This is a genomic window from Planococcus maitriensis, from assembly GCF_003289925.1.
Classification (GTDB): domain Bacteria; phylum Bacillota; class Bacilli; order Bacillales_A; family Planococcaceae; genus Planococcus; species Planococcus maitriensis.
In genome coordinates this window covers 145,783-166,300 of record NZ_QLZQ01000001.1, presented here as the reverse complement: position 1 = coordinate 166,300, position 20,518 = coordinate 145,783, and the positions used below count along the sequence as shown (strand labels likewise).

The window sequence follows — 20,518 nt, the reverse complement described above, 5'->3', positions numbered from 1 at the left end:
GTGCGCCTCCGAGGCGCACCGGTTTTCCTATTTAATAACGCTCTGCCCCGTGCCCTTTGGAACTCGCGGCTTGAGCCACTTTACTCGCTGCCGGCTTTCCATAAAGCTTCGGTTCAGTGTTTTCACTGTCTTTCATTTCTTTCATCTTCTTCACTTTCATGTCGATATTCTCACGGACGCGGCGGCCATAATCTTCATCCGCCTGCGTGAAGTGATGCACCATTTCCTCCTGGATGCGCGGATCACACGCAGACAAGGCATCGCCGAGGTTGTTGATCAGTTCATCGCGCTCCCAATCCTCGAAGCTGCGATACGTCTCCCCGGCTTGGCCGTAATTATTCGTCCGGTCGATCGGCGCCTTCGTCAGTTTGCCGTGGTATTCCGGCTCATAATCCGGCGTATTCGGGCGATCTGCTTCCTTGAATCCGCCAAGCACGGACGGTTCGTAATTGATATGCGGATTCTTCGCATTCTCGCCGCGCGGCACATCCATCGCCCCTCCGTATTGGTTGGTCGCCACACGTTTTCTCGGTGCGTTGACCGGCAGCTTCAAGTAGTTCGCGCCTACACGGTAGCGCTGTGTATCGGAATACGAGAACGTGCGGCCAATCAGCATTTTATCGTCCGAGAAGTCCATGCCGTCGACAAGGACGCCTGTTCCGAATGCTGCCTGCTCGATTTCCGCATGGTAGTTTTCAGGGTTGCGGTTCAAGACCATTTTGCCGACTGGCAGGAACGGAAATTTATCCATCGGCCATAGTTTCGTATCATCCAACGGGTCGAAGTCGAGTTCGGCATGCTCATCATCGCTCATAATCTGCACGAACAGCTCCCATTCCGGATAGTCGCCATTTTCGATTGAATCGTAAAGGTCTTCCGTTGCATGCCCGACATTTTTCGCCTGGATTTCATCGGCTTCTGCCTGGGTCAAATTGCGGATGCCCTGTTTCGGCTCCCAATGGTATTTGACGAGGACCGCTTCGCCTTTATCGTTGACCCATTTGTAGGTATTGACACCAGAGCCTTGCATATGGCGGTAGGTTGCCGGAATGCCCCAAGGGGAGAACAGGAACGTGATCATATGCGTCGCTTCAGGGGAACGGGCGACAAAGTCGAACATCCGCTCAGGATCCGGAACATTTGAAACCGGATCGTTCTTAAAGGCATGGATCATATCAGGGAATTTCATCGCATCGCGGATAAAGAAAATCTTCAAGTTATTCCCGACAAGGTCCCAGTTGCCGTCTTCGGTGTACATCTTCACGGCAAAACCGCGCGGGTCGCGTGCCGTTTCAGGCGAGTCGCGGGATCCTGCCACCGTAGAGAAGCGCACGAGCAAGGGCGTCTGTTTGCCTTTGCCTGAAAATACTTTAGCGCGTGTATATTTTTCGACCGGCTCATCGCCGACCGTTCCATAAGTCTCGAAATAACCGAATGCCCCGGCACCGCGTGCATGGACGATGCGTTCAGGTATTTCTTCACGGTCAAAATGAGAGATTTTTTCGATGAAGTTATAGTTTTCAAGAGTCGCCGGACCGCGGTTTCCGATAGTGCGCAAATTCTGGTTATCTTTTACCGGGTGCCCTTGGCGGTTGGTCAAGGTCTCTTCGTTTTCACCTTCAGACATCTTTTTCTTAAGCTCTTCATTCGTGTCCTTCATGATAATCCTCCTTCATTTTAATGCCATCATTTCCCTCTTCCCCCCCCAGCCTTCCCATAAACCTTTTTTCCCCTAAATCATCCCTTGGACGCATCCGCTTCAAATTAGGCGTGCCCTCTCCACCCAAGAAAATCCGGTGCCGCCCCCTTGGAATAGACAAATCCCACTGGATATGGAAAACTAGAATGGAATCGACTTACAGAAAGCAGGGCTGGAAATGAGTGTTACCTTGAAAGAGAAAGGGAGATGGGACCCTTTGAAAGTTTTTTTGAAAGTATCAGCGGCCTATCTTCTCTCCCGGTTTTACCGAAATGCACAAGGCCCTAAAATCGCCCTGGTGGGAGGGAACCTCGGAGAAAAATACGAAGACAATGCTTCCGTTTTCCATAAATACCTGGTGAATAACCACGCAGACCAAGTCACGGCCTATTGGATGTATGATCCATCGACCGACTATGCGAAGAATGGGCGGATTCCAAATGCCGTGCCGCTTGGCAGCTTCCGCAATTATTTGCTGTTCTTCCGCGCCGATTACACATTCCACGGGCACTCCTTGCTTTACGATATCGTGCCATCAGCCGACAAATTCCTGAACTTGAACCGGCGGACGGTCATCACGCACGTCAGCCACGGCATCGAGGGCTTCAAGAAAATCCTCATCCAAAAAGAAGACGTCCCGCTGCTCAAGCGGACGGATTATTTCAATTGCGCATCGCGCTACGAATACGAGCTGAAACGCGACAAATGGAAAATCCCTGAAGAAAAACTCATCATCACCGGATTCCCCCGCTTTGACCGCTATTTGCCGGACCAGCCGCCAAAAGAGATGAAGCGCATTTTGATGATGATGACTTGGCGGGAATGGCTGTTTGACCTGTCGAGAGAAGAATTTCTCGACAGCAATTACTTCCGCAGCACGATCGGCTTATTGGAGCACGAAGGGATACGCGAACTCCTGAAATCCAACGGCATCCACCTTCAAATCGCACTCCACCCATTCATGAAGCGCTTTGAAGAACATTTCTTCCCGCTTGCCGACCAGGATTACGGCATCGAATTCCTGGATTTCAACCACACTTCCATCGAACGCTCGATTGAAGAAAACGATATGCTTCTGACGGATATCACCAGTGTTTCCTGGGACTTCCTGTATTTGAATAAGCCGATCATTTTCTTCATGTTCGACCAGCAGGAATACACGGAAAAACGCGGTTCCTACCTCGACCTCGACAAAGACCTTTACGGTTATAAATCCCAGACTGTAGAAGACGTCTATCGCACGCTTTCCTATATGCTCGAAAACAATATCACCCATAACGAGTGGTACGGGAAAGCCGAGGAGTATATCGATTATTTCGACCAGGACAATTGCAAACGCCTGGCACAACGCGTCATGAACGTATAAATGTTTCACGTGAAACTTTATAATGAGACAAGAAAACCGGCAAGCTTGGAGTGAATCCAAGCTTGCCGGTTTTCTTTCGTTATAAAAATGAATAATCATGAATAAGCCATTAAGTCATTGAATCGCTTAATTGCAATTCCACCGGGCAGTGGTCCGATCCATACACTTCCGTATGGATCGATGCACTCTTCATTTGCCCCATGAGACGATTGGAGGCTATGAAATAATCGATACGCCAGCCGACATTCTTCTCACGGCAATTCGAACGGTAAGACCACCACGAATAATGGCCCCTTTCATCCGGATGGAAATAGCGGAACGTGTCGACGAATCCGCTGTTGAGGAAATCATCGATCTTCCCGCGCTCTTCTGGCGTGAAGCCTGAATTCTTCTTATTGGCTTTAGGGTTTTTCAAATCGATCTCCTGGTGAGCCACGTTCAAGTCCCCACATAAAACGACAGGCTTTTCGAGGTCCAGCTGCTGGATGTAGGAAAGCAGCTTATCTTCCCACAGCAGGCGATACGACAGGCGCAGCAGCCCATGCTGGGAGTTCGGCGTGTAACTGTTCACCAAATAAAATCCAGGAAACTCCAACGTAATCAGCCTGCCTTCCGCATCATGTTCTTCAAGCCCTACTCCGTAGCGGACATCCAATGGCTGATGCTTCGTGAACACCGCTGTCCCTGAATAACCTTTCTTTTCTGCGTAATTCCAATATGTATGATATCCCGGAAGCTTCAAATCAATTTGCCCTTTCTGTAATTTGATTTCCTGGAGGCATAAAATATCGGCGTCCACTGCTTCAAAGAAATCCATAAACCCTTTTTTCATCACGGCCCGCAGGCCATTCACATTCCATGATACCAATTTCATCCCATTCACTCACTTTCTTTTTCCAGTTTAGCGGAATGAGGGCTCTCCCTCAATGACGGAGCTTCCGGTTTCTTAAGCTTTTTATTGTAAAATTTCAGCAAATATTCAGTCAAAAACGACTTTTTTATAAACCTATCTTGTACAATAGACTTAATGAAAAAGGGGGCTTTCGGCTATGGCGAAGTTTACGAAACCGGAAAAAAGCTGGGCGTTGTACGATTGGGGCAGCTCTGCCTATTCCATCATCATTACGACCGCAGTGTTTCCGCTTTTCTACAAAGCAGCCGCAACAGATGCCGGTGTGGAACTTGCGGATTCCACTGCCTATTTAAGTTACACCATCGCTATTTTCACATTCATCCTGGCGATGCTCGGACCGCTTCTTGGCACCATTGCCGATTACGAAGGGATGAAAAAGAAATTTTTCACGGCGTTCTTCCTGCTCGGGACAGTTTCGACGGCGATGCTCGCCTTCGTTCCGGAAGGGCAATGGCTATGGCTCTTGATCTGCTACGTGTTCGCCGCACTTGGAGCGACCGGCGCAAATCTGTTCTACGATGCTTTCATTGTCGACGTCACGACCGAAAAGCGCATGAACCGCGTCTCTGCGTTCGGCTATGGGCTCGGCTATATCGGTTCGACCATTCCCTTTGCGCTCGCCATCCTGATCATCCTGCTTGCCCAAAACGAAGTCCTGCCGCTGTCTGTCACGAATGCCAGCCGGCTTGCCTTCTTGATCACCGCCGCTTGGTGGATCCTTTTCTCGATTCCATTGTTCCGCCACGTAAAACAGAAGCATTTCATTGAACGCGAAGCTAGTCCCGTCGCCCAAAGCTTCCGCCGGCTCAATAAAACCATCAGGGAAATTCGCCAATATCGCGCCTTGTTCTTGTTCCTGGTTGCGTATTTCTTCTATATCGACGGAGTCGGCACGATCATCTCGCTGTCCACTGCCTACGGGACCGACCTTGGGCTTAGTGCGACCAGCCTGTTGATCGTCTTGTTCGCCACTCAAGTGGTGGCCGCTCCTTTTGCGATTCTCTACGGCAAGCTCGCCGACCGCTTTACCGGAAAGAAAATGCTGTATGTCGGCATTTTCGTCTATATTATCGTCTGCGTCTATGCGGTCTTTATCGAAACGATCATGGATTTCTGGATTCTCGCGATGCTGGTCGCCACTAGCCAAGGCGGCATCCAAGCCTTGAGCCGCTCTTATTTCGGCAAGCTGGTGCCCAAGCAAAACGCCAATGAGTTTTTCGGCTTCTACAACATTTTTGGCAAATTCGCCGCGATTACCGGCCCGTTGCTTGTCGGCGTCACTTCCCAGATTACCGGCAACTCCAGTTTAGGGGTTTTGAGTTTGGTCGTGCTTTTCATCATCGGGCTGGCCGTCCTCATCTTCGTTCCGGAACCTGAGCCCCACGATCCGGTCGATGAAGTCGCCGCTGAATAATCCATTGCACATAAAAAGGCCTCCCGCATCATCGCGGGAGGCTCTTATTCATGATTAGTTATTCTTTTTGGCGTCAGTCGGCTCGACTTTGATCTTGCCGTCTGAGTTTTTGCCGATTGATGATTCGCCGAATTCCACGACATCTACGCCGCCGGACTCTTTCTCGGCTTTCTTAATTTCTTTTTCAACTTTCTTTTCAGCCTTTTCATGCTCTTTCTGGGCTTTTTCTTCTTTCTTCTCTTCTTTTTCTTCAGCTTTTTCCTGCTGCTTCGCTTCTTTTTCAATCGCTTTTTCTTGTTTCTTCAATTCTTTTTCTTCTTTCTTTTCTTCGCGCTTCGCTTTCAGTTCGTCAGCTTTCACTTTCGCCTGTTCGATGGACGTGTTCATTTTTTCACTGGAATCCGAAGTCTTCGCTTTGACTTGCTCCTGCAATTCCTTGCCGCTCTTAGGCGCAAGCAAGAGGCCTGCTGCAGCGCCGATCAAAGCGCCTGTCACAGCACCGGCCACGAAGCTTCCGCCGCCTCCGCTTGAATCAGAACCGTATTCCGGTGCCATCGGTGCAGGCGATTGGATTTTGCCCTGGCGCACGAGACGCTCTTCGACTTCCTCTACGATTTCGAATAATGTGCGCCCTCTTGCTTCAACCAATGAAACGCTCATGTGGAAATCCGTCAAATCTTCCTGGTCACGGACGACCACTACGTCGTAATCCGTTGCATCTGTTTTCTTTTCAAGCATTTCTGCACGGTACCCTTTTTGTACTAACGCATCGCGTACGGATGTAAATGGATGTTCAACTGCAATTTTCACCATTCTGTGTCCACTCCTTTTTTTGAAAACTCTATGTTAAATTGTTTTCCCCTAATCCGCCGCTCTAAACTTATCCTCTGCGAACTCCCCCATTTTTTTCAAATTTTCATGCTTCGAATAGCGTGTGAATAGGCTTATTCATAATAAAGTATTTTGAACCGGTTTTAGCATTAGACGGCAGCCGCCTCCCTGCTTTGGGATGGCCTTTAGCCGCAAGCCAATGAATTGGCGAGAGGAAGTTGAGACAATTCATTTGCGACGCATCTGCATGGCAGATGTGGGAGCAAGGCGTTTCACATGATGCTTGGATAAAATTTTTACCATTGGCGTCGGCTCACCCTTGGCGCTGGTCGGCTTTGAGATTTCATTGAAACAGATGTATTTATATGGGTCTGCTTCTCGATTATTCATCTGCCGGTTGGGGAATCGCTTCCTGCTTCGGGGCCGACAGTGGAACCTTTCGAGCGGAAACGATTGAATTCTGTTCAGGCTTCAGACCATTATTCATTCTCTTGCTTTCGGGCTATACATTCGATACATACATAAAAAACCCCAGCCGGCGTTTTTGCCGGCCGGGGCCGATGGATATTATACAGTTACTTCCGCGCGTTCTGCAGCTTTGATGCGTGCTCCTGTTTCTGCATCGAAGAAATGCACATGCGCCATGTCAAAAGCCAGTGTTGCCTGGTGGCCTGCTTCGATCGAAGTCGATGCGTCGACACGGGCGATGAAATCCTGGTCTTCATAGATTGCATGGAGAATCGTCTCAGCCCCTGTCAGTTCGGATACGGTGATCGTCGCATCGAATTCACTGGCCGGAATGCCGGACAAGTCTTCGTTGTTGACATGGATATGTTCCGGGCGGATGCCGAGCGTGATCGGCGTGTTGTCATAGCCTTCCGCTTTCAGCACATCCAATAGTTTCGCAGGAATGGCCATTTTCTTTTCCCCAATGGCGAAAGCGCCATCGACTAGCTTGCCTTCAAAGAAGTTCATCGCCGGTGAACCGATGAAACCTCCGACAAAGCGGTTTTCGGGGAAATCATAGACTTCTTTCGGTGTTCCCACCTGCTGGATCAACCCGTCTTTCATGACGACGATGCGCGATGCCATCGTCATTGCTTCCGTTTGGTCATGGGTGACGTAGATCGTCGTCGTTTTCAGACGGTTATGCAGTTTGGAGATTTCCGCGCGCATCTGCACACGCAACTTGGCATCGAGGTTCGACAAGGGCTCATCCATCAGGAAGACTTTTGCATCACGGACAATGGCGCGTCCAAGTGCCACACGCTGGCGTTGCCCGCCTGAGAGCGCTTTCGGTTTTCTGTTCAAATACTCTTCCAGGCCAAGGATCGCTGCGGCTTCATCTACGCGGCGCTTGATCTCCGGCTTTTTGAACTTTCTCAGCTTCAATCCGAATGCCATATTTTCGTAGACGGTCATATGCGGATACAGTGCATAGTTTTGGAACACCATCGCGATGTCCCGCGCTTTTGGTTCCACATCATTCATCCGTTTGCCGTCGATGAAGAATTCGCCTTCCGTGATTTCCTCGAGCCCTGCAATCATGCGCAAGGTCGTCGATTTTCCACACCCTGAAGGACCGACAAACACGATAAATTCTTCATCTTTTATATGTAAATTGAAATCGCTGACAGCCAGCGCCCCTTTATCATACCTTTTTCCTAAATTGTTGATCTTAAGTTCTGCCATGTCCCATTCTCCTCTGATTCTTTTTCTTCTATTATAGAGAATAAGCAGTAAATTGCAAATACATGTTTGGCAAGCCATGGATTGTACTGTATACTCGTTTTTAATGAAGCTGGAATATTCTGTACTATTAGAGACATGAATAGCGAGCTCCTTCCCATCTTTCCGGCCATTATTTCGATAGGCAAAAATTATGGTAACCGAAGATATAAGAAAAAGGAGAGGAAAATCATGAAAAAACTGTACACAATACCCGCAGCCTTTTTAGCGTCTTCACTGTTCCTTACTGGCTGTGCCGGTTTCCAGACCGGAAACAATAATGACAGTTCTGCAGAAAACGAAGAAGGCAAAGTCGTTCTTGATTTCTGGACGTTCTGGGGCTCTGAAATCCGCCGTCCCGTAATCGAAAAAATCATCACCGACTTCAACGAATCACAGGATGAAATCGAAGTCCAGCACACCTACCTGCCTTGGGGAGACATCTGGACGAAAGAACTGGCAGCGATTGCAGCCGGCGACCCGCCTGATGTGGTCATCAACGATATTAACGCGACCGCTCTCCGCGGCGAACAAAATCAGGCCATGAACCTGTCCGAGTTCCTGGCAGAAGACGATATTTCGGATCAGTTCTATCCAGAGCTTTGGGATGCCACACTTTATGAAGGCGATTCCTACGGCATACCGTTCAACACCGATACACGGGTCTTGTTCTACAACAAAGACGCATTTGAAGAAGCCGGCCTCGACCCCGAACAGCCCCCTACCACTTGGGATGAGCTTGAGGAATACGCTGCGAAGCTGGATGTGAAAAACGGGGATGATTACGAACGCATCGGATTCTATCCATTGTGGGGAATCAATTACGATGTCTGGATGCTGAATGCCAACGGCCATAATTTCATCAATGAAGACAATGAAGTCCTGATCGACACCGAAACCAACCTCGAGACGCTCGAATGGCTGAAAGGCTGGCAAGATAAATACGGCGACGATGTCATCAACTCCTATAAAGCGCAGATCGACAGCCAGCAAGGCAACCCATTCTTCAACGGCAGCCTTGGCATGTATGTCAGCGCACCGACTTTCTATACGCAAATCCGCGATTATGCAGATGACCTGAACTTCGGCGTGGCGAAATTGCCGGAGATGGAACCAGGCAATGGCCATACAAGCTGGGGCGGCGGGTTTGTCGCCGAGATTCCGGCCGGCGCTTCCAATCCCGAAGCTTCCTATGAATTCATCAAATACCTGACAGGCGCAGAAGCCCAGGAATATTGGGCAGTCCAGAACTTCGACAATGTCGCCAATATCGAAGCCGCCGAAAGTGCAGCGCAATCGGATGAATTCACGGAAGATGGCACCATGGTCTACAGCATGGCAACTGAATACATGAGCGATACGCTCCTTACACCGGTGCCGGTATCTGCCCCTGACTTCATGGGCAGCGTCAACCCGAAAATCGATGAAGTGTTCCTTGGTTCGAAAACGCCGAAACAGGCACTTGAAGAAGCACAAGCCGATGTCGAATCACTGGTCGAAAAAAACACACGCGAGTAAGGAGGGCTTCGCATGGCTAAAACAAAGTCTGCTATGCGGCGGAAAGAAACGATGTACGGCTATATTTTCGTCATGCCGTGGATCGTAGGGTTTCTTGCTTTTACGGCGGGGCCCCTGCTCTTTTCACTGTTCGCAAGTTTCACCAATTACAATATCACATCCCAGATGGACTTTGTCGGAGCCGAAAACTATCAAGGGCTCTTTACAGAAGACGGGTTGTTTTGGACATCCCTTTGGAACACCTTATACTATGTGCTGTTTTCTGTCCCGCTGACGACGATCGGCGCAATTTTCCTGTCTGCGCTCCTGAACCAGGACGTCCCGGGCATCCGCGTGTTCCGTACGCTGTATTACTTGCCTGCAGTGCTCTCTGGCGTCGGCGTATACCTGCTCTGGATGCAACTCCTTGATCCAGGCACCGGGATGATCAATTTGATCCTCGGGTGGTTCGGCATCGACGGGCCCAACTGGCTATTCGATCCCGCCTGGACCAAGCCGTCCCTGATCTTCATGAAATTATGGAGTGTCGGCGGCGCGATGCTCTTGTATCTCGCCAGCATGCAAGGCGTTTCCAAGACCTTGTATGAGGCGGCGGAAATCGACGGTGCCAATACATTCCGCCAGTTTTTCCATATCACCTTGCCGATGATCACGCCGGTCATTTTCTTCGATGTGGTGACTAGCTTGATCGGCGGCTTCCAGATCTTCCAGGAAGCTTATGTCATGTCCAGCAACGGCGAAGGCGGCCCCGCGAATTCCTTGTTATTCTACAACCTGTACATGTGGCGCCAGGCCTTTGAAAACTTCAATATGGGCTACGCGATGGCGATGTCATGGATCTTGTTCATCATCGTGTTCATCCTGACCATGATCAATTTGAAACTTGCCCCGCGCTGGGTCCATTACGAGGGAGGCGATAACCGATGACCTCCCCGCAAGAAGATACCCGTTATGTAGAGGAAGCGGGCACGACCAGGGATATCAAAAACCCAAGCTATTTCGAGCATCATGGCAACCGGAAAAAAATGCTCAAACTCATTAATTTCGTCCTGCTTGCAGCAGGGAGCCTGATGATTTTATCGCCTTTATGGTGGATGTTGTCGACTTCCCTGAAGACGATGGCGGAAGTCATGTCGTTCCCGCCCACCTTCTTCCCCGAATCCTGGAATTGGTCCAATTACATCCGGACCTGGGAAGCGGCGCCGTTTACACAGTACACGATCAATACGCTCGTCATCACCACACTGGTCGTCATCGGCAATGTCCTGTCGAACTCGTTCATCGCATACGGCTTCGCCAAGATCCCGTTCCGGGGGCGGAATTTGCTGTTTGCGATTGTATTGGCGACCATGATGATTCCCGGGTTCGTCACCTTGATCCCGCAATACGTGCTGTTCGCCAAGCTCGGCTGGGTCAACACCTATTATCCTTTGGTCGTGCCGGCCTTTTTCGGCAGTGCGTTCAACATCTTCCTGCTCCGGCAGTTCTATATGACAATCCCGAATGAACTGATTGAAGCCGCGAAGATGGAAGGGGCCAGCCATTTCTATATTTGGCGCAAGATCGGCTTGCCGCTCACCAAACCGGCGATTGCTACTGTCGCCATCTTCTCGTTCAATGGCGCCTGGAACGACTTCCTTGGCCCGCTGCTTTATTTGAACGACGAGAACCTGTACACCCTCCAGATCGGCTTGCAGGTCTTCAAAGGCCAGCTCAATACCCAATGGAACTATCTCATGGCCGGCTCGCTGCTCGTATTGCTGCCAGTCATCATCATTTTCTTCTTTTTCCAGAAGTATTTTATCCAAGGCATCAATCTGCAGTCCGGCGGAAAATAATGAAAAGCTTGCAGCCAATAAGGTTGCAAGCTTTTTATCGTTGCGCCCAACAAAAAAAGCCCCCGAATCATTCGGGGGCTTTTTGCCTGTCACGCGATTAGACCGTTGCCGGTTTCTTCTCTTTTTTGATCTGCTTGCTGCGAAGCTGTCCGCAAGCCGCGTCGATATCGGCGCCTTGTTCTTGGCGGACACCGCAATTGATGCCTTTTTTCTTCAACGCGTCAAAGAATGCGCTGATCGCTTCTGGCGTACTTTGCTGGTACTGGTCATGCTCATCGACCGAGTTATAAGGAATCAAGTTGACGTAAGACAAGTGGCGCTTATCTTCAAGCAATTTCGCCAGCTTGTTCGCTTCCTCGACATGATCGTTGACGTCGCGCAGCAAAATGTACTCGAACGTGATGCGGCGGTTCGATTTCTCCAAATAATAATCGATTGCAGCCATCAGCTTTTCGATCGGGTAAGCTTTGTTGATCTTCATGATGCGTGAACGCAATTCGTTCGTCGGTGCATGGATGGAGATCGCCAAATTGACTTGCAAACCTTCATCCGCATAATCGTAGATCTTCGGCACGATGCCACTCGTTGAAACCGTGATATGGCGCGCCCCGATTGCCAACCCCTTTTGGGAGTTGACGACGTGGAGGAAATCCATCAGGTTCGTGTAGTTATCGAACGGTTCGCCGATGCCCATGACCACGATATGGCTGACGCGCTCGTCTTTTTTCTCCGCATCGAAATGCGCCTGCACTTGCATGATCTGCTCGACGATTTCGCCCGCGTTCAAATCGCGGCTCTTCTTCAACAGGCCGCTGGCGCAGAAACTGCAGCCGATGTTGCAGCCGACCTGTGTCGTAACACATACCGAGTTTCCGTATTTAAAGCGCATGAGAACTGTTTCGATCAAGTTGCCATCCTGCAAACGGAAAAGGAATTTGATCGTGCCATCAGACGATTCCTGCTTGACTGCCTGGTCCAATGTACGGATCGCAAAATTGTTTTCCAAAAGCTCGATGCAATCCTTCGACAGGTTCTTCATCTCCGAGAATTCAGTGACACGTTTGATGTAAAGCCAATCCCACACTTGTTCCGCACGGTATTTCTTTTGGCCATTTTCTACAAACCAATCTTTTAATTGTTCTATCGTCAATCCATAGATGGAATTTTTCATATTAGGACCCTCATTTCAGAATTTCACAATTGCTTATTATAATACTAAAAATCCAGTCTGGCAACAACTATTTTGGGTTAATTCCTTTGGACGTGCAATTTCCTGCATATTCCCGCCCCCGGAAGGGTACAGAATCAATACAGAAAAAAGGAGGAGAATCATCATGGCAGCAATTACACATGTGGGGCTGGCGGTCCCCGATTTAGATAAGGCAATTAAATGGTACCGGAAAGTATTCGACTTTCATATTTTGGCGGGGCCGTTTGATTTCGATGCAGAAGCGGAAGGCCCCGGCTCCATGACGAACGATTTGCAGGGGCCTGAGATCCGCAAGATGCGCAACGTCCACCTCATGTCTTCCGACGGCTTCGGCATTGAACTATTCGAATTCCAGGACCCCTCTTTTTCTGAAGAGCCGCCGCGTCATGCGGGATTCTTCCATATCGCCCTGGTTGTCGATGACATCGTCGAGACGATTGAACAGATTGTCCAGCATGGCGGGCGCCAGCGCAGCAAAATGTGGAATATCAATAAAGGCAAACCGCATTATCTCGTCTACACCGAAGACCCGTTCGGCAATATCATCGAATTGTATTCCCGCAACACTTCAGAAATGTACGGCAACCGTTGAACAGACAAGAGAATATTTGATAGAAAACAGCTGATGTCCATTGCGCCGGACGCGCTCCAGCCCACAGGTTGCGGGTCATGCGACTGGCGCGACAGGACGTCGCGTTGCCAGCTGCCAGGGCATGGTAGCGTGTAACTTCGTTGCTCAACTTTCACTATGCTCAAGCATCGCAGAAAAGATCTGCTCCCACATCTGCGAAGCAGATGCTTCGCAAATACCGCTGGAGCTTTTAATAAACAAATTATCGGAAATAACCTAACCAGTTTCTCAAGTTACATTCATTCAAGAAACTTATGAGATATCACTTTTGAAGATATTAAAATCAACTTAAAACCGGACAGCCTATGTGGCTGTCCGGTTTTATTTGTTTAGACCAATTGCTCTTTTTTCACAAGCATTGTGCCGTTTTTGGCGAGTGATTCGTGCCATGAGAAAGCTTTCTCGAGGACGTGCGGCGTCTGGCCACCGCGTGTCAATGCTTCTTCATAATACTCACGCATTTGCGGGCGGTAGTCCGGATGCACGCAGTTTTCGATGATGGCTTCAACGCGCTGGCGCGGCGCCAAGCCACGGAGGTCGGCATAGCCTTGCTCGGTGACGACTACATCAACATCGTGTTCTGTATGGTCGACGTGCGAGGCGAATGGCACCACGCTCGAAATCTTGCCGTCTTTCGCGGTTGATTTCGTGACGAAGATGGCGAGGCGTGCGTTGCGGGCGAAATCACCCGAGCCGCCGATGCCGTTCATCATTTTCGTGCCGGATACATGTGTCGAGTTGACGTTTCCGTACATGTCGAATTCAAGTGCCGTATTGATCGAGATCAATCCGAGTCGGCGTACGACTTCCGGATGGTTCGAGATCTCTTGCGGGCGCATGATGATCTTGTCGCGGTATTGGTCGAACTCGCTGAATACCTGCTTCATTTTCGGCTCGGACAAAGTGATCGAGCAACACGAAGCGAAATCGACTTTGCCTGCATCGATCAAATCGAAGACGGCATCTTGAAGCACTTCCGAATAGACTTCCAGATTCTTGAATTCCGAATCGATCATGCCATGCAGCACTGCGTTGGCGACTGAGCCGATTCCGGATTGAAGCGGGGCCAGTTTTTCTGTCAGGCGCCCTGCTTCAATTTCACTGCGGAAAAAGTTCAGCAAATGGTCAGCCATGATTTTCGTTTCCGCGTCCGGCGCTACGATGTTCGACGGCGAATCTTCCTGGTGCGTGAAGACGATGCCGCGCACGCGTTCCATATCGACCGGGATGCCTTTCGTTCCGATGCGCTGGTCAACGGAAGTCAACGGGATCGGGTTGCGTTCGCCTTGTTTGCCGGTATCGTAAATGTCATGGATGCCTTCAAATAGCTCAGGCTGGGCCGCATTGATTTCCACGATGATGTTTTTCGCGTGTTTCACGAAGACCGATGAGTTGCCGACAGAAGTCGTCGGGATGATCATGCCGTCTTCTGTGATGGACAAGGCTTCGACGATCGCAAAATCGATCGGCTCGATGACCGAAGAACGGATCCACTCCGCCGTATGGGACAAGTGATGGTCGACAAAATACATGTCGCCTGCATTGATCGCTTTGCGCATTGCCGGCTCTGCTTGGAAAGGCAAACGCTTGTTGACGATTCCAGCTTCCGCAAACAGGCGGTCAATATCGGAACCGAGTGATGCACCGGTGAAGACGTTGACTTTGAAGCTTTCCGTTTCAGCGCGTTCAACCAATGCATAAGGAACCGCTTTCACATCTCCCGCTCTAGTAAATCCGCTAAGCCCAAGTGTCATGCCGTCTTGGATCCACGCAGCCGCTTCCTGCGCTGTGACAACTCGGTCCTGCAATTCTGCCGCTTTGATACGCTCAAGTTTCTTTTCCATTCTATCCACGCTCTCTTTCTGTATGTTTTTGTCTAATGTATGGCGTTTGTTGAAGCGTTTTCATGTTGACGATGGGTTATATTTTCTTCCATTAAAAAAGACAGGATGCAAAACACCCAATCTATTTGTCTGATTATTAGATAATATTAACTTGTGCGGAAGCGAAAAAGGGGATATCCGAATGGAAGAGTGCATATCCCGGGTAAAACAGAAAATCGGCTGTCCGAGACAGCATTTTCATGCGCCCTCAGAAGCCGAGCAGTTTGCGGAAATAGCTGGAATACGATTGGCTGACCGGCAGGCGGTCTCCGTTATCCATTGCCAGCACGAATGTGGAATGGGTATCGGGATGAATTTCTTCTATATGATGGACGTTAACGATAAACGACCGGTGGCAGCGGATGAACGAATCCCTCGGCAACAAGTATTCGAATTCCTGCAGGGAGTTTTTATTCGTGCCGGAAAAATCCGCCGAATGGACGTGGGTTTTGCGGTCCTTCACTTCGAGGTAACGGACTTCCGTAAAAGGAATCGGTTTCCAGCCGTCCGGGCTTTTCACCGTCACGACCGATTTCCCTTCCGTATACGCCGGGTAGATCGCCATGACACAGCCCGCGAGCTCACCGTCTTCTTCGAACGGGACCGCCATGCCATGATAAGGCACGCCGAACACTTCACGGTTGATGAATTCAGACGCTTTTTGGCCGGTCGTCAGCGCTTTATGGGCGATTGTGCCTTCACGCACTTTATCCCCTGCCTTGATTTTCAAATCGATCCGTTTGCTCGGACGGTAATAGGTATATTCTTCCATATTGGATACCGCTATCGAGACTTCATCGGAGAATAGTTCCCCCATCACGTCCAATAACGGGCCGGGTGTAATTTTTTCCATCGCGCATGGGCCTCCAGTAAGATTCAAGTGCTATCAGTATACATGACTTTGATTGAACAGAAAAGACAGCTTCGCGGCTGCCCCATCAGTTTCTTGCCAATTATGGCGATTTCTTTAACATCGTGCCCGCACGCGTATACCTGGCATGCCATGATAAAGCTTCATCGAGGATATGCGGCGTATGCCCGCCTTGTGCGGTTGCCCTGTTGAAATAATCCTGCAGCTGCGGACGGTAATCGGGATGGACGCAATTCGCGATGATCCGCTCTGCCCGTTCACGCGGCGCCAAATTCCGGATGTCCGCAAAGCCGTACTCTGTTACCAACACATCCACATCATGCTCGGTATGGTCGATATGGGAAGCGAACGGCACGACGCAGGAAATCCGCCCGTCTTTGGCGGTGGATTTGGTGACGAAAATGGCGAGCTGCGCATTGCGCCCGAAATCGCCCGATCCGCCGATGCCGTTCATCATTTTGGTTCCGGCGACATGGGTCGAGTTGACATTGCCGTACAAATCGAATTCCAGGGCAGTGTTAATCGAAATGAGGCCCAGGCGCCGGATGATTTCCGGGTGATTGGAGATTTCCTGCGGCCTCAGCACAAGCCGATCCCGGTAGCGGCCGAAGTTTTGATAGATCCTTTCCATATAAGGCTGCGATAAGGTGATCGCCGAGGCAGATGCGAATAACGCCTTGCCCGAATCCAGCAAATCGAACACTGCATCCTGCAGCACTTCGGAATACAGTTCCAGCCCTTCGAATTCCGAATCGAGCAGGCCATGCAATACCGCATTCGCTATGGATCCGACGCCCGATTGAAGCGGTGGCAAGTTTTTGCCCAAACGCCCCGCCTGGACTTCGCCCCGCAGGAAATCGAGCAAATGGCCAGCCATGACTTCCGTTTCCGCATCAGGCGGCTCGATCGGCGAGGGTGAATCCGTTTGATGGGTCCAGACGATGCCTTTTACTTTGGATACATCGATCGGGATGCCTTTCGTGCCGATGCGGTCCCGCGGCGAGACGAGCGGAATGGGCTGGCGCACGCCGATCGCTTGCGGTTCGCAGCAATCGTGGAGCCCTTCCAGCTCCATAGGCTGTGCGGTATTGACTTCAACGATGAGCTCTTTTGCGTGAAGGGCAAATGCAGCCGAGTTGCCGACGGAAGTGGTCGGGATGAGCAAGCCGTCCTGCGTGATGCCAAGCGCTTCGATAACGGCAAAATCAAGCAGGCCTATAACCCCTGCCCTGACCCATTCCGCTGTTTGGGATAAATGATGGTCCACAAACCGTACCTCTCCCGAATTGATCGCAGAACGCATCAAGGGGTCGGATTGATAGGGCGCACGTTTGCGGACGATGCCCGCTTTTGCGAAACGCCCATCACTTCCCGATCCGAGCGATGCGCCTGTATAGACATCGATTTGAAACGCCTCTTTCTCCCCTCGTTCCGCCAAGGCATTCGGCACAGCCTTCGCGTCCCCTGCGCGCGTGAATCCGCTGAGCCCGATTGCCATGCCATCCTTTATCCAGGAGGCTGCCTGTTCAGCGCTAACCACCCGTTCGTGCAAAGCCGCCAGTTTGATTCGTTCCAGTCGTTGATCCATCGCCATCCCCTTCCCTTTATCTGTCTTGGATATTACCCTTATACCCTTGAATACACGCCATTCAACCCGTTTCGATTTTCGGCTGCACGAAAGCTGCCTTCCTTTCTTGGAAAGAAAATTCACCTTGCCGTTACAAAGTAATTGACAAGCTTTGGAAGTATCCATAATATGGGGAAGTCAATATAACTGTCATGTGTACATATATATAAGAAAGAAGGCACTTCAATGTCCAAAGACCAACGCAAAAAAATCCTGATTTTGATGATCAATATGTTCATCGCCATCGCCAGTTTCGGCATCATCATCCCGATCCTGCCATCGTATCTCGTCTCCATCAACCAAGGCGGCATGGCAGCCGGTTTGATGATCGCCATCTTCGCTGCTGCGCAGTTCCTCTTCTCGCCGATCGCGGGGAAATGGGCCGACCAATACGGCCGCCGCATCATGATCATTTGGGGCCTTGCGGGGCTGACCCTATCGATGTTCATTTTCTATGCTTCCGACTTCATTTGGGTGCTGTACTTTTCCCGCGTTATCGGCGGAATCGGCGCCGCTATGCTGGTACCGGCCATTTTCGCCTATATTGCCGACATCACGACGTTCGATCAGCGCGCTAAAGGCACGAGCCTCGTGTCTGCAGCGATGTCACTCGGCATCGTCATCGGGCCTGGAATCGGCGGCTTTCTTGCCGACTTCAGCCTGAAGCTGCCGTTTCTCGTATCAGCGCTCGTGTCGCTCGCAGCGGTGCTGTTTTCCGTGTTTGTCCTGAAAGACAGCGATGCCGAGAAAGCGGATCCTGATCTTGCTTTGACGATGACACAGTCCGAATCGATGTTCAAAAAGATTGCACGCTCGACTTCGGTTCCGTACTTCTTGCCGCTGGTCATCACGCTGGTCATGAGCTTCGGCTTGCTCGCCTATGAGTCCGTCCTCGGGCTTTACCTCGACAATCAATTCAATTCCACCGCGAAAGATATCGCGTTCATGATCACGGCAACCGGTACGGTCAGTGTCATCGTTCAATTGTTCGTCGTTGACCGCATCGTCTCCCGCTTCGGGGAAATCGGCGTCTTGATCACATTCATCGGCGTCGCCGCGGCTGGCTTTCTCGCTTCGCTATTCGCCAGCAGCTATGCCATGTTCTTCGGGGTCTCGCTGATCATCTTCCTGGCGACTTCGATTTTGCGCCCGGTCTTGAATACCTTGATCTCGAAACTCGCAGAAGGCGAAGTCGGCTTTGCGATGGGCATGAACAATGCCTATATGAGCATCGGCAATGTCATGGGCCCGCTGCTTGCCGGCATCCTGTTCGACATCAACATCATCTTCCCGTTCATCCTCGGCTTATTGCTGCTGTTGGCAACACTCGTCATTACAGCCGGCTGGCAGCGCTCAAGAGCTTCTAAGCAAGCCCAGGCCGTGGAACAATAAATAAAAACCCTTCAACTAACCGTGAAAACGAAATAGGTTTGTATCACTAATATATTCGCAAAAAGACAATGCAGCCGATATACTGCACTGTCTTTTTTCCATTTAAAGGATGTGCTGTAATGCCTTGCACTACCAAAAGTCCTGTTTCCTTTATGGATTTGTTTTTTCTGGCCTTTTTTTTGCTACGCCAGAAAGCCAATAGCTTTACGCTGGGGATTGTTGGTTGTATAATCTTTGTATAACAAAAAACTACGGAATGAAGGTCATGCTATGTACAATATCAAAGCTGCTGCCAAAATACTCGATATGCCAAAAGTGACCATCCGTTCCTGGGAGACGCGCTACAATGCCATTACGCCTGCGCGCACAGAATCGGGCCATCGGCTGTATTCCGACCAAAATTTGGAAGACTTGAAATGGCTGAAAATCCAAGTCCAGGAAAACGGCATGAAAATCAGTGAAGCTGTTAAGCAATTGCACACTTCAAGGAAAAAGTTCTATCATCCCGAAGTCACTGATTCCACGGAACCTATCGAGTATGCAAAGCAAATTGAAGAACTGTATCAAGCCGCTGTAGAGATAGACATTGACCGCTTTAATTACTTGCTCGATTTGAAGTTCTCGCTATTCCACCACCAGACCGTGTTCTTCCAGATCATCGCGCCGCTCATGGTACGGATCGGTGCCGAGTGGGAAGAAGGCCAAATCAGTGTAGCGCATGAACACATGATCACCAACATCATCCAGCAGCGCTTTAACCAGTTTTTCCGTGTCTTCCCGGTTGCGCCTCATTTGCCGAAAGTGCTGGCACTCAGCCCAAGCGGGGAACATCACCAGCTCGGCCTGCTGCTGTTCTCGCTATTCCTTCGTGAAAATGGCTTTCACGTCGTCTATACGGGTCCCGATACGCCGCTTGATGGCCTTGCAGAAATGGCGGCAAAGCAGGATTTCCAACTCGTTTGCATGTCCGTCACCACACCGAAAAGCCGGCCTGTCGCAGAACAGTACATCCAAGAACTTTCTGCAGCGATTCCGGGCCTCCGCTTCCTGCTCGGCGGCCAAGGCATCGACTGTGATGACGAGAAGGTCAACCGCTATTGCATCGGCACGACGCTCGAATCCTGGCAGCAATGGCTCGATGGATTCAAAGCCACCCGTACATCTTAAAAGAACAGAAAAGCCATGCGTGAAGGAATCCTTCGCGCATGGCTTTTTTTACTGCTTATCGAGTTCCTGGTATTGCGTCATGAACGGGCCGCTGTCTGCCACTTCGGAGTGGTAGAGCGCCTTCAAAGCAAAGCTTTTCTCAAGCTCCATTTCCTTCATCAATACCTTCAGCCGTTTTTTCAGTTCCGGTTCCTGGTTGACCAGTTTCTCCATATTCGATTTAAAATAGCGCATCGTAATCCGCTCCTTTTCTTTTATTATAACACGGCAAAGCAAAGAAAAAGCGCACCCATCAACCGGATGCGCTTTTTAACATGTCTGGGATTCTTGAATCGTGTTTTCCGAAGCTTAAACCGCCCGCTTTCCGTGGGCTCGCGCCCAAGCCTCCTCAGTTTGCGCTACTTTCGCTGTGCTCAAGCATCGCAAATGA

At 50.3% G+C, this 20,518-nt stretch carries 17 protein-coding genes; 8 read left to right on the top strand and 9 right to left on the bottom strand.

What is annotated here, in order from left to right; translation table 11 throughout:
* Positions 1–31: 31 nt before the first annotated feature.
* A complete protein-coding gene (locus DP119_RS00800; RefSeq protein WP_240616349.1) occupies positions 32–1,660 on the bottom strand; it encodes a catalase in 1,629 nt (542 codons plus the stop codon).
* A gap of 256 nt (positions 1,661–1,916) precedes the next feature.
* Here DP119_RS00800 and DP119_RS00795 point away from each other — a divergent pair, with 256 nt between their 5' ends.
* Entirely contained in the window at positions 1,917–3,065 is a 1,149-nt protein-coding gene (locus DP119_RS00795; RefSeq protein WP_232787100.1) for a CDP-glycerol glycerophosphotransferase family protein, read from the top strand.
* A 109-nt stretch (positions 3,066–3,174) separates the two neighbouring features.
* Here the strand turns inward: DP119_RS00795 and DP119_RS00790 are convergent, their stop codons facing one another.
* Entirely contained in the window at positions 3,175–3,939 is a 765-nt protein-coding gene (locus DP119_RS00790; RefSeq protein WP_112229986.1) for an exodeoxyribonuclease III, read from the bottom strand.
* 175 nt (positions 3,940–4,114) lie between these two features.
* On the opposite strand from DP119_RS00790, the gene DP119_RS00785 reads away from it, so the two are divergent.
* Complete coding sequence (locus tag DP119_RS00785) at positions 4,115–5,392, top strand: MFS transporter (protein WP_112229984.1); 1,278 nt, start codon at positions 4,115–4,117, stop codon at positions 5,390–5,392.
* Positions 5,393–5,446: 54 nt separating this feature from the next.
* Here the strand turns inward: DP119_RS00785 and DP119_RS00780 are convergent, their stop codons facing one another.
* The gene (locus tag DP119_RS00780; protein ID WP_112229982.1) at positions 5,447–6,205 is read right to left on the bottom strand and encodes a YkuS family protein; all 759 of its coding nucleotides are present in this window, start codon (positions 6,203–6,205) and stop codon (positions 5,447–5,449) included.
* Positions 6,206–6,790: 585 nt separating this feature from the next.
* Complete coding sequence (locus DP119_RS00775) at positions 6,791–7,915, bottom strand: ABC transporter ATP-binding protein (protein WP_112229980.1); 1,125 nt, start codon at positions 7,913–7,915, stop codon at positions 6,791–6,793.
* A gap of 228 nt (positions 7,916–8,143) precedes the next feature.
* On the opposite strand from DP119_RS00775, the gene DP119_RS00770 reads away from it, so the two are divergent.
* The 3 genes from DP119_RS00770 to DP119_RS00760 all read left to right on the top strand — a co-directional run bounded on the left by DP119_RS00770 (position 8,144) and on the right by DP119_RS00760 (position 11,307).
* Positions 8,144–9,469 carry an ABC transporter substrate-binding protein gene (locus tag DP119_RS00770; protein WP_112229978.1) on the top strand — a complete coding sequence of 442 codons (1,326 nt, stop codon included), beginning with the start codon at positions 8,144–8,146 and terminating at the stop codon, positions 9,467–9,469.
* A 12-nt stretch (positions 9,470–9,481) separates the two neighbouring features.
* Entirely contained in the window at positions 9,482–10,396 is a 915-nt protein-coding gene (locus tag DP119_RS00765; RefSeq protein ID WP_112229976.1) for a carbohydrate ABC transporter permease, read from the top strand.
* Positions 10,397–10,494: 98 nt separating this feature from the next.
* On the top strand, positions 10,495–11,307 hold the full coding sequence (locus tag DP119_RS00760) for a carbohydrate ABC transporter permease (RefSeq protein ID WP_112231863.1): 813 nt from the start codon (positions 10,495–10,497) through the stop codon (positions 11,305–11,307).
* Positions 11,308–11,404: 97 nt separating this feature from the next.
* On the opposite strand, the gene rlmN is transcribed toward DP119_RS00760, so the two are convergent.
* Entirely contained in the window at positions 11,405–12,478 is a 1,074-nt protein-coding gene (rlmN, locus tag DP119_RS00755) for a dual-specificity RNA methyltransferase RlmN (RefSeq protein ID WP_112229974.1), read from the bottom strand.
* Between the two features lie 163 nt (positions 12,479–12,641).
* Between rlmN and DP119_RS00750 the strand changes: the two genes are divergently transcribed.
* Positions 12,642–13,109, top strand: coding sequence for a VOC family protein (locus DP119_RS00750; protein ID WP_112229972.1), 468 nt, complete (start codon positions 12,642–12,644; stop codon positions 13,107–13,109).
* Positions 13,110–13,477: 368 nt separating this feature from the next.
* On the opposite strand, the gene DP119_RS00745 is transcribed toward DP119_RS00750, so the two are convergent.
* The 3 genes from DP119_RS00745 to DP119_RS00735 form a co-directional block, all read right to left on the bottom strand.
* Positions 13,478–14,992 carry an acetyl-CoA hydrolase/transferase family protein gene (locus DP119_RS00745; protein WP_112229970.1) on the bottom strand — a complete coding sequence of 505 codons (1,515 nt, stop codon included), beginning with the start codon at positions 14,990–14,992 and terminating at the stop codon, positions 13,478–13,480.
* Between the two features lie 247 nt (positions 14,993–15,239).
* Positions 15,240–15,884, bottom strand: coding sequence for a LytTR family DNA-binding domain-containing protein (locus DP119_RS00740; RefSeq protein WP_112229968.1), 645 nt, complete (start codon positions 15,882–15,884; stop codon positions 15,240–15,242).
* Positions 15,885–15,984: 100 nt separating this feature from the next.
* The gene (locus DP119_RS00735; RefSeq protein ID WP_112229966.1) at positions 15,985–17,490 is read right to left on the bottom strand and encodes an acetyl-CoA hydrolase/transferase family protein; all 1,506 of its coding nucleotides are present in this window, start codon (positions 17,488–17,490) and stop codon (positions 15,985–15,987) included.
* Positions 17,491–17,715: 225 nt separating this feature from the next.
* Between DP119_RS00735 and DP119_RS00730 the strand changes: the two genes are divergently transcribed.
* Together DP119_RS00730 and DP119_RS00725 are read left to right on the top strand one after the other, a co-directional pair.
* Positions 17,716–18,921 (top strand): MFS transporter, encoded by a 1,206-nt coding sequence (locus DP119_RS00730; RefSeq protein ID WP_112229964.1) that lies wholly within the window; start codon positions 17,716–17,718, stop codon positions 18,919–18,921.
* A gap of 270 nt (positions 18,922–19,191) precedes the next feature.
* Positions 19,192–20,088 (top strand): MerR family transcriptional regulator, encoded by an 897-nt coding sequence (locus DP119_RS00725; protein ID WP_112229962.1) that lies wholly within the window; start codon positions 19,192–19,194, stop codon positions 20,086–20,088.
* Positions 20,089–20,136: 48 nt separating this feature from the next.
* Here the strand turns inward: DP119_RS00725 and DP119_RS00720 are convergent, their stop codons facing one another.
* Complete coding sequence (locus tag DP119_RS00720; RefSeq protein ID WP_112229960.1) at positions 20,137–20,322, bottom strand: hypothetical protein; 186 nt, start codon at positions 20,320–20,322, stop codon at positions 20,137–20,139.
* Between the last annotated feature and the right edge of the window lie 196 nt (positions 20,323–20,518).

Coding starts and splice junctions, on each gene's coding strand:
- DP119_RS00765 (WP_112229976.1), top strand. CDS start 9,482: ATGGCTAAAACAAAGTCTGCTATGCGGCGGAAAGAAACGATGTACGGC.
- DP119_RS00720 (WP_112229960.1), bottom strand. CDS start 20,322: ATGCGCTATTTTAAATCGAATATGGAGAAACTGGTCAACCAGGAACCG.
- DP119_RS00770 (WP_112229978.1), top strand. CDS start 8,144: ATGAAAAAACTGTACACAATACCCGCAGCCTTTTTAGCGTCTTCACTG.
- DP119_RS00745 (WP_112229970.1), bottom strand. CDS start 14,992: ATGGAAAAGAAACTTGAGCGTATCAAAGCGGCAGAATTGCAGGACCGA.
- DP119_RS00790 (WP_112229986.1), bottom strand. CDS start 3,939: ATGAAATTGGTATCATGGAATGTGAATGGCCTGCGGGCCGTGATGAAA.
- DP119_RS00735 (WP_112229966.1), bottom strand. CDS start 17,490: ATGGATCAACGACTGGAACGAATCAAACTGGCGGCTTTGCACGAACGG.
- rlmN (WP_112229974.1), bottom strand. CDS start 12,478: ATGAAAAATTCCATCTATGGATTGACGATAGAACAATTAAAAGATTGG.
- DP119_RS00785 (WP_112229984.1), top strand. CDS start 4,115: ATGGCGAAGTTTACGAAACCGGAAAAAAGCTGGGCGTTGTACGATTGG.
- DP119_RS00750 (WP_112229972.1), top strand. CDS start 12,642: ATGGCAGCAATTACACATGTGGGGCTGGCGGTCCCCGATTTAGATAAG.
- DP119_RS00775 (WP_112229980.1), bottom strand. CDS start 7,915: ATGGCAGAACTTAAGATCAACAATTTAGGAAAAAGGTATGATAAAGGG.
- DP119_RS00780 (WP_112229982.1), bottom strand. CDS start 6,205: ATGGTGAAAATTGCAGTTGAACATCCATTTACATCCGTACGCGATGCG.
- DP119_RS00730 (WP_112229964.1), top strand. CDS start 17,716: ATGTCCAAAGACCAACGCAAAAAAATCCTGATTTTGATGATCAATATG.
- DP119_RS00800 (WP_240616349.1), bottom strand. CDS start 1,660: ATGAAGGACACGAATGAAGAGCTTAAGAAAAAGATGTCTGAAGGTGAA.
- DP119_RS00740 (WP_112229968.1), bottom strand. CDS start 15,884: ATGGAAAAAATTACACCCGGCCCGTTATTGGACGTGATGGGGGAACTA.
- DP119_RS00725 (WP_112229962.1), top strand. CDS start 19,192: ATGTACAATATCAAAGCTGCTGCCAAAATACTCGATATGCCAAAAGTG.
- DP119_RS00760 (WP_112231863.1), top strand. CDS start 10,495: ATGCTCAAACTCATTAATTTCGTCCTGCTTGCAGCAGGGAGCCTGATG.